Raw genomic sequence first — 14188 nt, 5'->3', positions numbered from 1 at the left:
AATGCCTCCCTACCAGTTCAGGCCGGATTTGTTCCTGCCCTCTCCCAGTTCATGGTTCAGTATCTTACGTGCCAAATCCAGCAGTTCGCCGCTTACCTCGTGCACCAGTAAAACCTGCTCCACCACGGGAAGTTTTTCTTTTATCCTTTTCTCAATTACTTCCTCTGTCGTGAGCTGTGCCGATGGACATCCCGAGCACTGCCCTGTCAGACGGACACGGAGTGTCCTGGTTTCCTCATCAAAAGATACAATCTGCACATTTCCTTCATGCGAAAGCAGGGCGGGTCTTACATCCTGTTCCAGCACTTTTTCTATTTGTTCAATCATCTCAGCCATTTTTGCTGCCTCCTGTCTTTATCTTCATTTATTCTGACTATATAGTAAGCAATTTTCATGCCAGACATATTTCGCACCATTTCACCTCTCTTTTCCTCTGTGAACGTTTTATCCCCTCTCTTTGTTGCAGATTTGGTGTTGCAAAAATGCAACATCTATCCAGGCGTTGCATTTTTGCAACAATTTCTTATCATTTCTAAACGCTTTAAAAGAATCTTTTTTCTCCGACAGAAAATACAGAGCTCCCCAACATTGGTTCCTATCCGGGTTTGTTACTGTTCACTCCGTACCCTGTAACACGACCCACGGGACATTCGCTGTGAGCGGCAACCGAATTTTGCTGTTTTTTCCAATTTTACGAATAGCCGATTATTTTTTGGCACGGTAATTGCTTTTAATATGGTCAGAAAAAACACTATTAACTTTTATTTAGGAAAGGATGAATCATTATGGCTTTAATGACAGGGGAACAGTACGTTGAAAGTATGAGGAAATTGAACCTTCAGGTTTACATGTTTGGGGAAAAGATTGAGAATCCGGTTGACGATCCGATTCTGCGTCCGTCTCTTAACTCGGTAAAAATGACATATGATCTGGCTCAGATGCCGGAATATGAAGATTTAATGACTGCCTCCTCCAACCTGACGGGGGAAAAGATTAACCGTTTTACAAATATTCATCTGAATGCGCAGGACCTCATTAAAAAAGTTAAAATGCAGCGCCTCTGCGGACAGAAAACGGCAGCCTGCTTCCAGCGCTGTGTCGGTATGGATGCCTTCAACGCAGTCTACAGCACCACCTATGAAATCGATGAAAAGTATGGCACAGATTATTTTGAAAATTTCAAGAAATTCCTTCTTTATACACAGGAAAATGATCTCACCGTGGACGGCGCCATGACGGATCCAAAGGGTGACCGCTCCCTGGCTCCGCATGCCCAGAAGGATCCCGACCTTTTCCTCCGCGTTGTGGAAAGACGGCCGGACGGCATTGTAGTCCGGGGCGCCAAGGCTCATCAGACCGGCTTTGTAAACTCCCACGAAGTGATTGTTATGCCCACACAGTCCATGGGACCGGATGACAGGGATTATGCCGTATCTTTCGCATGTCCTACGGATGCGGATGGCATTTTCATGATTGTAGGCCGTCAGTCCTGCGATACAAGAAAGCTGGAAGACTCTGATATCGATGTCGGCAACAGCCGGTTCGGCGGAATGGAAGCGCTTGTTATTTTCGATGACGTATTTATTCCCAATGACCGCATTTTCCTCAATGGGGAAGCCGAGTTTGCCGGGGTATTAGTGGAGCGTTTTGCCGGCTATCACAGGCAGTCCTACGGCGGCTGCAAGGTAGGCGTCGGTGACGTCCTGATTGGGGCAGCCGCAACCGCAGCCGATTATAACGGCGCAGCCAGGGCATCCCATGTAAAAGATAAACTGATCGAGATGACTCACTTAAACGAAACACTTTACTGCTGCGGCATCGCGTGTTCGGCCGAGGGTACCCCGACAAAATCAGGCAACTACCTCATCGATCTTCTCCTTGCTAACGTGTGCAAACAGAACGTTACGAGATTTCCGTATGAGATTGCAAGACTGGCCGAGGATATTGCCGGCGGCCTGATGGTTACGGCCCCGTCCGAGAAGGATTTAAGGGACCCGAAACTTGGAAAATACATAGACAAATATTTCCGGGGTGTGAACGATATTCCGACGGAAGACAGAATGCGTATCATGCGCCTGATCGAAAACCTTACTCTCGGCTCGGCCGCGGTCGGCTACCGCACCGAATCCATGCACGGAGCCGGTTCCCCTCAGGCCCAGAGAATCATGATTGCCCGCCAGGGTAATATCGGAATGAAGAAAAAACTGGCTAAAGAGATTGCCGGAATCAGCCGGGATTGATTCAGGTGCAGGATCCGTCACAATATCAGACAGGAGGAACTACCGATTATGTCTTTTGAAGAGCTTTACCAAAGTAAAAAAATGGACGCGGATCAGGCGCTTAACCTGATCCACTCCGGAGATCGCGTCGTAGTCGGACACGCCTGCGGAGAACCGTCCTATCTTTTAGATGTTTTAGTTAAAAAAGCCGGGCAGTATGAAAATGTAGAGATCGTGCACATGGTAGCCATGGGCAGAGCCGAATACTGCGCCCCGGGAATGGAAAAACATTTCCGCCACAATTCCCTGTTTGTCGGAGGTTCCACCAGAAAAGCAGTAGCGGAAGGACGGGGCGACTTCACTCCCTGTTTTTTCTCTGAAATACCGCGTCTGTTCAGAAACGGCAGCCTCCCGGTGGATGTCGCCCTGATTCAGGCCGCCCCTCCCGATGAGAACGGCAATTTAAGCCTGGGAGTCTCCGTAGATTACACGCTTCAGGCGGCAAAATCGGCAAAAACCGTGATCGTCCAGGTAAACCCGCAGATGCCTGCAACCTTCGGCGGAACAGTCAATCTGTCGGAAGTTACCGCCATTGTCGAGCACGACGCTCCTCTCCTCACACTGGCTCCCCCTGTAATCGGGGATGTGGAGCTTGCCATAGGCGCCAACTGTGCAGAACTTATCCGGGATGGAGATACATTGCAGCTTGGAATCGGAGCCATTCCCGACGCCGTACTCCGTTTTCTGGGGAATAAAAAAGATTTGGGCATCCACTCGGAGATGTTTTCCGACGGGGTTGTGGAGCTGGCCGAAGCAGGAGTCATCACAAACCGCCTGAAAAAGACGAATCCCGGCAAATATGTAGCCAGCTTCCTGATGGGTACAAAAAAACTCTACGATTTTGTAGACAAAAATCCCGATGTCACCATGCTGCCGGTCGACTATGTCAATAATCCGGTGGAAGTCATGAAGGAAGACAATATCGTTTCCATCAACTCCTGCGTCCAGGTCGATCTCATGGGCCAGGCCGCATCCGAATCCGTTGGGCTCACCCAGATCAGCGGTGTCGGCGGACAGGTTGATTTCGTGCGCGGCGCAGCCATGGCGGCAAACGGCCGTTCTATCCTCGCTTTCCCCTCCACCGCAGCAAAAGGAAAAATCTCCAAGATTGTTCCCCTGCTCGATGAAGGCGCCGCCGTCACTACTTCCAGAAATGATATCGACTATGTAGTGACGGAATACGGGGTTGCAAAACTGAAGGGAAAAACTTTGAGGCAGAGGGCTGCAGCTCTGATTGAGGTGGCCCACCCTGATTTCAGGGATGGTTTAAGAAAGGTGTATGAAGAACGTTTTCATTGTGATTAACAATTCCGTTGTTGTAACGAAAAAAGCAGGGTTCTCACATTCCCTGCTTTTTTCGTTGAATACTCCATCTCACCCGTCCCGGTATTATGGATAGACTCACGGACTCAATGAATTAAAGAATAAATATTTGCCGCTACAACGACAAGTGCCAGAATGATTAATAATAAATAAAATATCTTCATCATTCCCGACTCCGTCTTCTTTCTCGAATACAGTAAAAAGGCCGTCCAGATGCTGAATGTGCATATGACAACAATCCTGCTTCTTAAGCACAGGGACAGGAAAAACAATACGTTTACAATTCTCATCCCATTCTCTGAAAATAACATTTTCTTAAACTTTTCTATCATCTGCCATCTCCTCCATCTGCCGTCAGCCCGTTCTCTGTGAGCCGCTGCAAGAGCTGTTCAAGATAAACCGCTTTGTGATATGTCCCGGCCCGGTCACTTACATTAAGTATAAGCTGTACCCGATTCTCCGTCAATCCACTCTTTTTCTTCCTGTACCATTGGATTCTTTCCTATGATATTAAAAAGGTATCGCGCGATACCGTCTTCACACTAGGAAACGGTTCCGCACAATACCTTTTTCGCTTGCGGCGTTTAATTTATTGACAGTTACAATCCGGCAGGCTGGTTTAATTTCACCACAAAATCCTTCATAGCCCCTGCTATTCCAAGCTGCTGCGGACAGACGGCCTCACAGCTCCGGCAGCCGATACATGCATCGGGCCGTTTATCTTCCTGCAGGGCATCAACAGCCATGTGGGTGATCAGTCCGTTTACATAGCGTGTTTCATTATACAGGGATAACAGTACCGGAATATCCAGCCCTTTGGGACAGTGGGTTACACAGTAGCGGCAGGCGGTACACGGAAGAATATCCAACATACTGTCGGCAATTTCAAGAAGTGCCTCCATCTCTCCTTCGCTCAGCGGTTTATCCTGAGTATATGTCTCAATATTCTTTTCAAGCTGCTCCATACTCGACATGCCGGAGAGCGTCACCGTTACTCCCGATATTGTCTGAAGGAACCGGAATGCCCAGGCAGGAATCTCTTCTTCCGGCCGGAGCGCCTTCAGCTTTGCCTCATTTTCCTCCGAAAGCTCAGCCAGTTTGCCGCCCCGCAAAGGCTCCATCACCCAAATGGGAATGTTATATTGATTCAGAAGCTCCGCCTTTGCCCTGGCATCCTGCAGTTTCCAGTCCAGATAATTAAGCTGGATTTGGCAGAACTCCATCCTGTCCCCATAGACATCCAGAAAACGTTTCATTGTATCATAACGGCCGTGCGCGGAAAAACCAAGATGCCGGATACGCCCGCTCTCCTTCTGTTTCATCAGATAATCCATAATTCCGTATTGGGGATCCAGATACGGGTCGATATTTTTTTCATATACATTGTGTAACAGATAAAAATCAAAATAATCCGCACCGCATTTTTTAAGCTGCTCCTCAAAAATCTCCTCGACCTTTCCCATATTCGATAAATCATATCCGGGAAATTTTGTGGCCAGATAATAACTGTCTCTGGGATATGCGCTCAGCACCTTTCCCATGACAATCTCAGACTTTCCGTCATGGTAGCCATACGCGGTATCAAAATAATTCACGCCATGTTTGATAGCATAATCCACCATCTCAGCCGTCCGTACTTCATCAATTGGTGAATCCGGCGTATCCCCCGCCACAGGCAGACGCATCGCCCCAAATCCAAGAGCCGATAATTTCAAACCCTGAAATTCTTTATATACCATTTTAAACCTCCTTTGGTCGTCCGTTTCCTTTATCTTTAAAAGCATACACCTTGGAGTTAACTCGAAGTCAAGCTTTTTTGAACGGATTTGTCGGATTTGTGGAAAATGGTGAACGGCATGGGACGGTGGTTGGCTGAGTCTTCAGTCCCGGCGGTTGGTTTGGCGAGGGGAATCCCGGACAGGTTAGCGGCGGGACTGAAGACCGGGGAGGATTCGGCCCCGTCCGTCATTTGCATTTACCAGATTATCAGATTCGGTAAGACCATAGCCATAAAAACAGCATAAATCAAATCCAGCCACATCATGGAGCCTATCGCGCCCAGATAAATGAGACCGATCACGGGTGCAGTTATGATTTTGACCGCCGGATTTACATCCGGATTCTTTAAAATATTCTGTACCATCACCTTGGCATCTCCCGTGCTTGGGAAGGAATGCATCAGAATGGAAATTCCCAGCCAGCCGAGGATCAGCGCCAGCGGATTGTGATATACCTTAAACTGGAACAGTTCAATCGCCGCCGGAAAGACTACAAACATTCCCACAATTGTATTGACGATAAACGGTCCTACTGAAATCATAAACGATGCCAGAGGATTCTCCGCGGGTTCGTGGGACACATAGCCGCTCGGGTTTTTCATCTGGAAATAGACGACATCATAGACAGGCACTCCGAACAGGCGGCAAAATAGCTGATGCGCAAATTCATGGACCATCACGCCCGGAAATGTCAGCATTGAAATCAAAAATCCTGGAATTATGATCATAGCTCTCCCTCCCCTGCATCCACATAGTAATCATGGAGACTGACTTTGCCGCTCAGATAGCCGCCGAATTCCCCGTCAAACTCCGTCCCTTCCTTCTCAAATTGCGCCTGATACTCTTTCGCTTTAGAATTATCTCCATTTTCCATGCAGGCGATGATCAGCGTTTCTTTTACATACGCCAGCTCCGGGTTCTCCTCGTAGGCCTGGTTCACCAATTCAAGTCCTCTCTCCTTCTCTCCCTCCAGCAGGCAGAGAATACCCAGGGCACGAAGTGCACCGGCATCGTGGTGATCCCTGGAATAAACTTTCTCATAGCATTCCCTTGCGCCGTCGAAATCGCCGCTCCTTCTCATATTGGTTCCCAGAAGGACCAGAGGCTCATTAAAACGGCCGTCTGCCTTGACGCTCTCTTCCAGGTAGCCCCTGGCCTCCTTCTGATCCTCCGTAAAACTGGCCAGATAGTAATAGAGCAGCGTCTTATCGTAGTCGTCATCCTTTAAAAGTTCAAATAAACGTTCTTTAAGCGTGTCATAAGGAGGGGCATCCGGGTTTTCAGAAAGAACTTCCGCTGCAATTACCTCCATTTGATCTGAAGTGTTATAAAAACGCTCCAGCTTATACGTATACCCCATTATTTTTGAATACGTATTGTCATTGACCTCTTCACCCACCAGATATTCATTCAGGAAGTAAGCTGCCGCATCGTAGTAGCCGTATTCCATAGCCAGATCAATCATCTCCTCGGCAACCGGAACCGATCCGGGATAGGCTTCCATCACTTCCATAAGATTCTGAAGAACCGGGTAAATTTCCCCCTCCGAGGCCTGGCGTTCCGCCTGACTGTAAATCTTGTAGTATTTTATAACCTTGGGGGTCCGGGCCATAGCCAGTGCAATCACGGCAAGAGCCACAAGTACGATTGGTATCATCAGCTTTGGAAATGGATACCGGATCTGCTCTTCCCTGCATTGACGGCAGAGGATTGAATTACGGCTTTTACTCCTGTCAATTCTCCTCTGTCCGCACTTGCGGCAGAGTTCCTCCTTCGGAATAACAAACTCCGGCCTCACCGTGTAAAGTTCTTCTTCCGTCTCCGGACCCGTATCGATTTCGCTGTTTTCATTCTCTTCCATACTCTTATCTCCCCGTAATCTGTTCTCTCGTATTCTGTTCTCTCGTATTCCTGTTTCCCTACTCCTCCAGGATCTCTGCCGCTTTTGAAAGTTCATCCCGGATAGAAATATGCTGAGGACATACTTCCTCGCAGGCTCCGCATCCTATACACTCAGATGCCTTTGCCCAGCCATGGCCGTTGGTGTTCCAGATGTATTTGCCCCTGGCTCCCTTCAAATCCTGGTACCTGTTATAAATATTTACCGCCTGGAATGTGCCGTAGATTGCCACGGATTTCGGACAGCCTTCCATGCAGTAACCGCAGGCCGTACAGGGAACCGTATGGCAGGAATCGAGAACTTTTTTCACCCTGGCGATGGTTTCATAATCTTGTTCCGTAAGCGGTTTAAAATCTCTCATAAAAGAAATATTATCCTTCATCTGCGCCGTGTCCGACATTCCCGAGAGGACGGTAATCACGCCGTCAAGGGAAGCGGCATAACGGATAGCCCAGGAGGAAGGTGACGCCTCAGGATCCGCCTCCCTGAAAATGGCCTCGGCCTCCTCCGGGAGGGCTGCCAGCGTTCCTCCTTTTACAGGTTCCATGATAATAACAGGTTTTCCGTGCTTTCTGGCTACCTCATAGCAATTACCCGACTCCACGTATGGATCTTCCCAATCCGCATAATTAATCTGAAGCTGTACAAATTCCATCTCAGGATGCGCAGTCAGAATCTTATCCAGCTCCTCCGCCTTGTCGTGGAACGAAAAACCGAGATGCCGGATCAGGCCCTCCGCTTTCTTTTCCGCCAGGAAATCCCAGATTCCATAGTCATCAAAAAAATGGCTACGGCTCTCTCCCAGATTATGGAGCAGATAAAAATCAAAATATCCGGCTCCGGTGCGTTCAAGCGACATGGAAAACATCTTTTTTGCCTTCTCCTCGGATTTTGCCGCCCATGCGGGACATTTCGTCGCCAGCAGATAGCTGTCGCGCGGATGGCGTTTTACCAGAGCTTCTCTGGCTGCATCCTCGGAACCGATATACCCCCATGACGTATCAAAATAATTGAATCCGGCCTCCAAAAACAGATCGACCATCTCTTTCGTCTGTTCCACATCAATTGCTTCTCCATTTTTCGGGAGCCTCATAAGGCCAAACCCCAGTTTTGGAATCTCTTTTCCCAGATATTGTTCCATTTCTCATCCTCCTGTCATATATCTCTTTCTTTTTCGGACAAACGTAGAGGCCGTCATTCCCAGACTCCGGGCGGCGTCCCTGACGTTGCCGTATTTCTCATATGCATGGTTTATGTATTCCAGCTCCAGCTCTTCCATCGCCGTTTTCAGGTCCTCCACCTGCCCGATCATAACCGGCTTCTGTCTTGCATCTTCCCGCACCGGATGCCCATGGGGGAAAATAGGCAGGCACTCCGGAGTAATCTCATCCCCGGCGCTTATAATTACCGCCCTCTCAACGATATTTCTGAGTTCCCTGATATTGCCGGGCCAGTGATAGTCAATCATGAGCCGGCAGGCCTCCCGGGTAAATCTCCTGTGAAATCCATATTTTCCGTTCAGCTCCTCCAGAAATCGGGTGGATAAGGGGACAATATCCTCGCGGCGCTCACGCAGCGGAGGTATCGTAATCGGAAAGACCATCAGCCGGTAATAGAGATCCTCCCGGAACATCTTTTTTTCCACCATCTCCTCCAGGTTCCGGTTCGTCGCTGCAATCACACGGACATTTACCTTTACCGGTTTTGAACTTCCAATCCTGGTTGTCTCTTTCTCCTGCAGGACACGCAGCAGTTTTACCTGCATCTTCATCGGAAGCTCCCCTATCTCGTCAAGAAAAATGGTTCCGTGATTGGCGGCCTCAAAAAGGCCTATCTTTCCATTCCTCTCCGCCCCGGTAAAAGCTCCTTTTTCATATCCGAACAGCTCGCTCTCAATCAGATTTTCCGGAATTGCCCCACAGTTAACTTTGATAAAGCTCTGTTCCTTCCTTCCGCTTCCCGAATAGATATATTTTGCAAATACTTCCTTTCCGACTCCTGTTTCCCCAAGGAGCATCACTGTCGTGTCTAAGGGGGCCACCTTGTCGGCCAGAACAAAAGCCTGGAGAGAATTCCGATCCACCGCAACAATCTGATCGCCCACGCTGAACCGCTCATAGACGTGGCTCAGTTCCCTTTTCAGGCGCATCTCTTCCTGCTTTGTCTTCTCCACCTCTTCCCGCAGACTGTACAGCTCGGTCAGATCCCGGACATTAGTGACTACCATGACAATCTCATCTTTTTCATTATAAATGGGAGAACTGGTAATCAGCGCCTTCTTGCCCGTTTTAAACTCCTGGCGTATTGTGACGGGGCGCTTTTCCCTGATGGCGATCAGGGAGCCGCTGGCCGATACTATCCCTTTCTCCACCAGCTCCTCCATGTTGCAGCCGATCACCTCGGATTTCTTAAGGCCCGTAATCGTCTCATAGGCCCTGTTGGCCTTGATGGTATTGGCGCTGCCGTCCGTTATGTATATTCCGTCAAAAGAATGTTCAATAATGGCATCCAGCCATTCATTAGCCTCCTGGAGGTTTGAGAACATTTCCAACGCTTTTTTGTTCTTCAAAGGGTCACCTCTTCTCTGCTCTGAGGATTCGGCAGGTTCAATTTCTCCGTTATTTATGATTTTCAGGAAATGGCCTGCGTATATGTTTTCTTTGCGATATTTACTTTTATTATACAGGAAGATGGGGGGATTCTCAATCAAAATAGTTGGGGAGAAAGAGGCGTTGATGGGATGGGATGAGGATGGAAAAGGAAGGTGGTGAGTCTTCGGGGCTGGGCGGAGGATATCGGCGGGGTGGGGAATCCGGAAGAAAGAACTTTCCTGCGGGAGCCGCTTGCGCTTGATGAAGTGCATAGCAGACACTGGAGCGGGTCTAAAAATTGCTTTCCGTCAGCTGTGTGTCACACTTTGTGGGAGATTTGGGACCAATGAAGGAGGCGTAGTGGGCTACGCTGACTGAATTGGGCCCAAATATGCCGCGAAGTGGGGCATACAGATGGCGGGAATGAATTTTCAAACACGCTCTAGGACGTCACAATACGCCGTCCAAGTGCTGATGGACTTCAACACTCCCTCCGGAAAGTTTTTCTTCCTCCTCCCCCACAGGTCAGACTATGACCGGCCCCGAAGACGCGTTATGTATCGGCCATCCATCACGCCTGCCATCGCTTGATTGCCCTCTTCTCTTTCTCAGGGGGCCGCCCCAAAGGCCCCTCCTGTCGCCGCCGCTACTTGTACCCTGATAATTAATATCAGATAATAAATTGCATTTATAAATAAATGAACTGCACCTTATCACATTGGATAAGGCACAGTTTAAATTTCAATGGTGAACGCTGGAATTATACTTTAAGCTTTAAATTTTAAGTATAGGGAACTGTCACAGTATTTTATTCATATTATCACTTTGCTTGTCTCTTCTCCCATCCCCGATCCCAGGCGTCCTGGTTTTTTACCTGCTATCCTCTTTGAATTTTTCTATTCCCGCATCCGTCAGCGGATGTTTCGTCATCTGCATCAGCACATTCCAGGGAACAGTCGCGATATCCGCCCCTGCGAGGGCACAGTCCGTCACATGAAGCGGATTTCTTACGCTCGCCGCAATGATCTCGGTGGTGATGTCACCGTAGTGGGAGAAAATGCCGGCTATCGTACGGATTAAATCAACGCCGCAGACAGATATGTCATCGAGCCTGCCGAGGAAAGGCGATACATAGGATGCACCCGCCCTGGCGGCAAGGATTGCCTGGTTTGCCGTGAAGACCAGGGTCACATTGGTCTTTATTCCCTCCGACGCCAGAATCTTCACCGCCTTCAGTCCCTCTGCGGTCATTGGAATCTTGACTATCATGTTTTTGTGGATGGCGGCTATCTCCCGCCCCTCTTTTACCATTCCTTCGGCATCCGTCGTGGACGCTCTCACCTCTCCGCTTATGGGGCCATCCACGACAGAGGTTATCTCTTTGATAACTTCATTAAAATTTCTTCCCTCTTTTGCTATCAGAGACGGATTTGTCGTAACGCCGCAGATGATTCCCATGTCGTTTGCTTTTTTGATATCCTCGACTTTTGCCGTATCGATAAAAAATTTCATATTTTTCTCCTTCTATAGTCCCGGATCGCTCTGTCCGGCGGCTGCCGGACATGCGCGGGGCATGCTTTCCGTTATATTTAATCTTCTAATACAGTTCTCTGTATATTTTATAAATGCGTTTTTTATCAAACGGCACAAAATTATTCGCCAGGAGACGTCCCTGATTTTCCAGGACGGAGTCCGTAAATTCTTCCAGATCGCGTTCCGTCACACCATACTCATGGAGCGCTTTCTTCTCAATCATATGGTTTAAGAGTTCCTCCAGCTTATCGTACACCCCGGATGTTCCACACCCAAGGATTCCGGCCATATACCGGTTTAACCGGTCTATCTCCCCGTCACACCGGATTTCCATATAGTTCTTCATAACACCGGTAAACATGGCATAGTTGGATTCCCCATGCGCCACATGATATTTGGCCCCAAGCGGATAACTGAGGGCGTGTACGGCTGCACATCCCGCATTTCCGAATGCAATCCCGGCAAAAGTACTGGCGGTGAGGAAGTCTCCCAGCAGGGGGATTCTTGCCTTCTCTCCGCCTTCTGCAATCTTTTTATATCCTTCCAGAATCATTTCAATAGCCTGGTAACTGAACAGGCGCGTCATCTCGTTGCCTTTCGGAGACAGGCTGGACTCGACGGCATGAATCAGCGCATCGATGGAGCTGGTGGCAAAGAAGCGGAACGGAAGTCCTCCTAAAAGCTCCGGAATCAGCACCGCGCTGTCCGCGTACATCTCATCCACGGCCAGGCCCTTTTTCGTGCCTTTTTTATTCAGAGCCAGGATTGCAATGTTCGTCACCTCGCTGCCGGTCCCGCAGGTTGTCGGCACCAGGATTAATTCTTTATCTTTTACAATCTCAAGTTTGCCATCGTATAAATCTTCAACCGGGGACACATTTTTCAGGGCAAATAATTTGGAGATATCGATTACGGTGCCTCCGCCGATGGCAATAATCCTCCTGTAATTTCCTTTCATATCGCGGTACATCGCCCCCGCCATATCATCCGACGGTTCTCCGGCTCCGTATTTTTCCTGGAAAAGGACGTCGCAGGCGAGGTCCAGTCCTCCAAAATACGGCTCGTAGATATACTGGTTTGTGATGACCAGATCGCCCTTCCCCAGGTCAAACTCGGCGGCAAATTCCGCGGCCTTTTCATATTTCCAAATCACCGGTTTTATCATTAACTGTTTCATACGTTTACTCTCTTTCCTCCGGCGGCTCCCACCGGATTTTCCGGCCGCAATGCAGCATTAAAGCAGGATCATGGTTTTCAGCCAGTTTCCTCCCTGAGCAAGGGTATCGTTAAATGCCTGCTCTATTTCCTCCAGAGGATAAACCCTGGAGATCATTTTATCGGTGACAATTCCTTCCTTAAGCCACTCCGTCACAGTTTGGAAACGGCTGCAGTTCATTCTGGAACCTGAGATGGTCAATTCCTTTTTTGTAATGTCTATCGGCCGGACTGACGCTTCTGTTTCGTCAAAACCAATCTCCACAATCCTCGCGCACGGAGCCGCCAGTGCAATACACTGCGCAAGGATGGAGGCCGTTCCCACCGCATCAATCAGGATGTCTGCACCTCCCGGGCTGAACGCTTCAACAGCATCTCCCAGCTTTTCTTTTGTGCTGTTAACGGCCAAATCGGCCCCAAACTCCTCCGCCATCGCCAGTTTGGCATCGGCTATATCTGAAACCAGAACCATATTCCCCATTTTCTTTACCGCCTGCAAAACGGCGATCCCGATTGTTCCGGCGCCGAATATGACAACGCGGTCATTCTCCCCGATATCTGCCCTCGCAATAATATTAGCGGCAATGGAGAACGGTTCCGCCAGGGCGCCGCATTCAAATGATATCTGCTCCGGCACGGCATAGAGTTTATTTTCCGAAACCACGATATAATCCTGGAAACCTCCGTCCATCTGGACACCGAAACATTTCACGTTACGGCATACGTTTTCGTGGCCGGCGGCACATGTACGGCACCGGCCGCAGGCGTGCACCGGGTCGAAGACGACATGATCTCCCTTTTTTACCCGGACAACTGCCTCCCCTGTATCCACTACGACTCCTGAAAGCTCATGGCCCATTACCCTCGGAAAATCAACATCGGTCCGTTCCCCCTTAAATGTGTGAAGATCCGTCCCGCATATTCCCACCGCCCTGACCCGAACGAGTACCTGATCAGACCCGGAAATCTGCGGTTCCGGGACCTCTTCTATCTCAATCCTGTATGGCGCAACCAACTTCGCTGTCCGCATGTTCTTCACTCCTTCCGCTGCATTTCACTTCATTTTCTTCTGAGGTATGGCATTGAATTCCCATCACCATCTCCCTTAAGCACTCTCTGTTTTTTTCAAAATAATCCTGTTTTGCAATCATGGTCCCCATCACGATCCGGCCGCTGTCGGGGCAGTAAAAAGCGGCCTGCATCACTTCCAGTTCCAGTGATTTTCCCATAGCCTTAAAAACATGGGTACTGGATAAGAGCTGCGCCCTCATAAAACCGGCCTCGTGCCCATTGATCTCCGTCCGCTCTTTTTCCAGTATCCGGCAGCGGCCTTTCACTTTTTTAGCATAGTTTTTTTCCGCGCTTTCCAGGTAACCTCCCGCAAATCCCGTGACCGGCGCTGTTTTTTCCCACGAGAGGGTAAACGACGCCCTGCTATCCGCTCCGGCTATATCATCAAATTTAAGTATTCCGTCGTCCATGCTGAAGCTCTGGTTCTGGGGAATGTAGATTCTCCACTCGGAGGGATAGCTTACCGAGATGCCATACGCCTGAAATAAACATTTCATT

Annotated in this window: 13 protein-coding genes and 2 pseudogenes; 3 read left to right on the top strand and 12 right to left on the bottom strand. The window is 49.1% G+C overall.

Annotation, left to right across the window (positions count from 1 at the left end; translation table 11 throughout):
• Window positions 1-9: 9 nt before the first annotated feature.
• Window positions 10-336 carry a NifU family protein gene (locus EJL91_RS21925; protein WP_125144092.1) on the bottom strand — a complete coding sequence of 109 codons (327 nt, stop codon included), beginning with the start codon at window positions 334-336 and terminating at the stop codon, window positions 10-12.
• Between the two features lie 449 nt (window positions 337-785).
• On the opposite strand from EJL91_RS21925, the gene EJL91_RS21920 reads away from it, so the two are divergent.
• Both EJL91_RS21920 and EJL91_RS21915 read left to right on the top strand, forming a co-directional pair.
• Window positions 786-2240 (top strand): 4-hydroxyphenylacetate 3-hydroxylase family protein, encoded by a 1455-nt coding sequence (locus EJL91_RS21920; RefSeq protein ID WP_125144091.1) that lies wholly within the window; start codon window positions 786-788, stop codon window positions 2238-2240.
• A 48-nt stretch (window positions 2241-2288) separates the two neighbouring features.
• The gene (locus EJL91_RS21915; RefSeq protein ID WP_125144090.1) at window positions 2289-3584 is read left to right on the top strand and encodes an acetyl-CoA hydrolase/transferase family protein; all 1296 of its coding nucleotides are present in this window, start codon (window positions 2289-2291) and stop codon (window positions 3582-3584) included.
• A 104-nt stretch (window positions 3585-3688) separates the two neighbouring features.
• On the opposite strand, the gene EJL91_RS21910 is transcribed toward EJL91_RS21915, so the two are convergent.
• The 7 genes and pseudogenes from EJL91_RS21910 to EJL91_RS25305 all read right to left on the bottom strand — a co-directional run.
• Complete coding sequence (locus EJL91_RS21910; protein WP_125144089.1) at window positions 3689-3934, bottom strand: hypothetical protein; 246 nt, start codon at window positions 3932-3934, stop codon at window positions 3689-3691.
• Between the two features lie 267 nt (window positions 3935-4201).
• Complete coding sequence (locus tag EJL91_RS21905; RefSeq protein WP_125144088.1) at window positions 4202-5341, bottom strand: aldo/keto reductase; 1140 nt, start codon at window positions 5339-5341, stop codon at window positions 4202-4204.
• 236 nt (window positions 5342-5577) lie between these two features.
• The gene (locus EJL91_RS21900) at window positions 5578-6108 is read right to left on the bottom strand and encodes a metalloprotease family protein (protein WP_125144087.1); all 531 of its coding nucleotides are present in this window, start codon (window positions 6106-6108) and stop codon (window positions 5578-5580) included.
• A complete protein-coding gene (locus EJL91_RS21895; protein WP_125144086.1) occupies window positions 6105-7241 on the bottom strand; it encodes a tetratricopeptide repeat protein in 1137 nt (378 codons plus the stop codon). The genes EJL91_RS21900 and EJL91_RS21895 overlap by 4 nt, the downstream gene beginning before the upstream one ends.
• A gap of 58 nt (window positions 7242-7299) precedes the next feature.
• Window positions 7300-8421 carry an aldo/keto reductase gene (locus EJL91_RS21890; RefSeq protein WP_125144085.1) on the bottom strand — a complete coding sequence of 374 codons (1122 nt, stop codon included), beginning with the start codon at window positions 8419-8421 and terminating at the stop codon, window positions 7300-7302.
• Between the two features lie 3 nt (window positions 8422-8424).
• The gene (locus EJL91_RS21885; RefSeq protein WP_341467045.1) at window positions 8425-9849 is read right to left on the bottom strand and encodes a sigma-54 interaction domain-containing protein; all 1425 of its coding nucleotides are present in this window, start codon (window positions 9847-9849) and stop codon (window positions 8425-8427) included.
• Between the two features lie 313 nt (window positions 9850-10162).
• Window positions 10163-10246, bottom strand: a pseudogene (locus EJL91_RS25305) (DUF6783 domain-containing protein); the annotation flags it as partial.
• Between EJL91_RS25305 and EJL91_RS25300 the strand changes: the two are divergent.
• A pseudogene (locus EJL91_RS25300) lies at window positions 10223-10462 on the top strand (DUF6783 domain-containing protein); the annotation flags it as partial. The pseudogenes EJL91_RS25305 and EJL91_RS25300 overlap by 24 nt on opposite strands.
• Window positions 10463-10741: 279 nt before the next feature.
• Here the strand turns inward: EJL91_RS25300 and fsa are convergent.
• The 4 genes from fsa to EJL91_RS21865 form a co-directional block, all read right to left on the bottom strand.
• Window positions 10742-11383 (bottom strand): fructose-6-phosphate aldolase, encoded by a 642-nt coding sequence (gene fsa / locus EJL91_RS21880; protein WP_125144084.1) that lies wholly within the window; start codon window positions 11381-11383, stop codon window positions 10742-10744.
• An 85-nt stretch (window positions 11384-11468) separates the two neighbouring features.
• On the bottom strand, window positions 11469-12581 hold the full coding sequence (locus EJL91_RS21875) for a 4-hydroxybutyrate dehydrogenase (RefSeq protein ID WP_125144083.1): 1113 nt from the start codon (window positions 12579-12581) through the stop codon (window positions 11469-11471).
• A gap of 57 nt (window positions 12582-12638) precedes the next feature.
• Window positions 12639-13649: an alcohol dehydrogenase catalytic domain-containing protein gene (locus EJL91_RS21870; RefSeq protein WP_125144082.1), complete on the bottom strand. Its 1011-nt coding sequence runs from the start codon at window positions 13647-13649 to the stop codon at window positions 12639-12641.
• Window positions 13612-14187, bottom strand: a complete 576-nt coding sequence (locus tag EJL91_RS21865; RefSeq protein ID WP_125144081.1) for a hypothetical protein — start codon at window positions 14185-14187, stop codon at window positions 13612-13614. The genes EJL91_RS21870 and EJL91_RS21865 overlap by 38 nt, the downstream gene beginning before the upstream one ends.
• Window position 14188 lies beyond the last annotated feature (1 nt).

It is taken from the genome of Clostridium transplantifaecale, from assembly GCF_900626075.1.
GTDB lineage: Bacteria > Bacillota > Clostridia > Lachnospirales > Lachnospiraceae > Otoolea > Otoolea transplantifaecalis.
This window is presented reverse-complemented; position numbering and strand designations above follow the sequence as displayed.

Bases quoted from the DNA above. Each gene is read 5' to 3' on its own strand.
- EJL91_RS21865 (WP_125144081.1), bottom strand. From the start codon at position 14,187: ATGAAATGTTTATTTCAGGCGTATGGCATCTCGGTAAGCTATCCCTCC.
- fsa (WP_125144084.1), bottom strand. From the start codon at position 11,383: ATGAAATTTTTTATCGATACGGCAAAAGTCGAGGATATCAAAAAAGCA.
- EJL91_RS21920 (WP_125144091.1), top strand. From the start codon at position 786: ATGGCTTTAATGACAGGGGAACAGTACGTTGAAAGTATGAGGAAATTG.
- EJL91_RS21905 (WP_125144088.1), bottom strand. From the start codon at position 5,341: ATGGTATATAAAGAATTTCAGGGTTTGAAATTATCGGCTCTTGGATTT.
- EJL91_RS21910 (WP_125144089.1), bottom strand. From the start codon at position 3,934: ATGATAGAAAAGTTTAAGAAAATGTTATTTTCAGAGAATGGGATGAGA.
- EJL91_RS21915 (WP_125144090.1), top strand. From the start codon at position 2,289: ATGTCTTTTGAAGAGCTTTACCAAAGTAAAAAAATGGACGCGGATCAG.
- EJL91_RS21870 (WP_125144082.1), bottom strand. From the start codon at position 13,649: ATGCGGACAGCGAAGTTGGTTGCGCCATACAGGATTGAGATAGAAGAG.
- EJL91_RS21890 (WP_125144085.1), bottom strand. From the start codon at position 8,421: ATGGAACAATATCTGGGAAAAGAGATTCCAAAACTGGGGTTTGGCCTT.
- EJL91_RS21895 (WP_125144086.1), bottom strand. From the start codon at position 7,241: ATGGAAGAGAATGAAAACAGCGAAATCGATACGGGTCCGGAGACGGAA.
- EJL91_RS21900 (WP_125144087.1), bottom strand. From the start codon at position 6,108: ATGATCATAATTCCAGGATTTTTGATTTCAATGCTGACATTTCCGGGC.
- EJL91_RS21925 (WP_125144092.1), bottom strand. From the start codon at position 336: ATGGCTGAGATGATTGAACAAATAGAAAAAGTGCTGGAACAGGATGTA.
- EJL91_RS21875 (WP_125144083.1), bottom strand. From the start codon at position 12,581: ATGAAACAGTTAATGATAAAACCGGTGATTTGGAAATATGAAAAGGCC.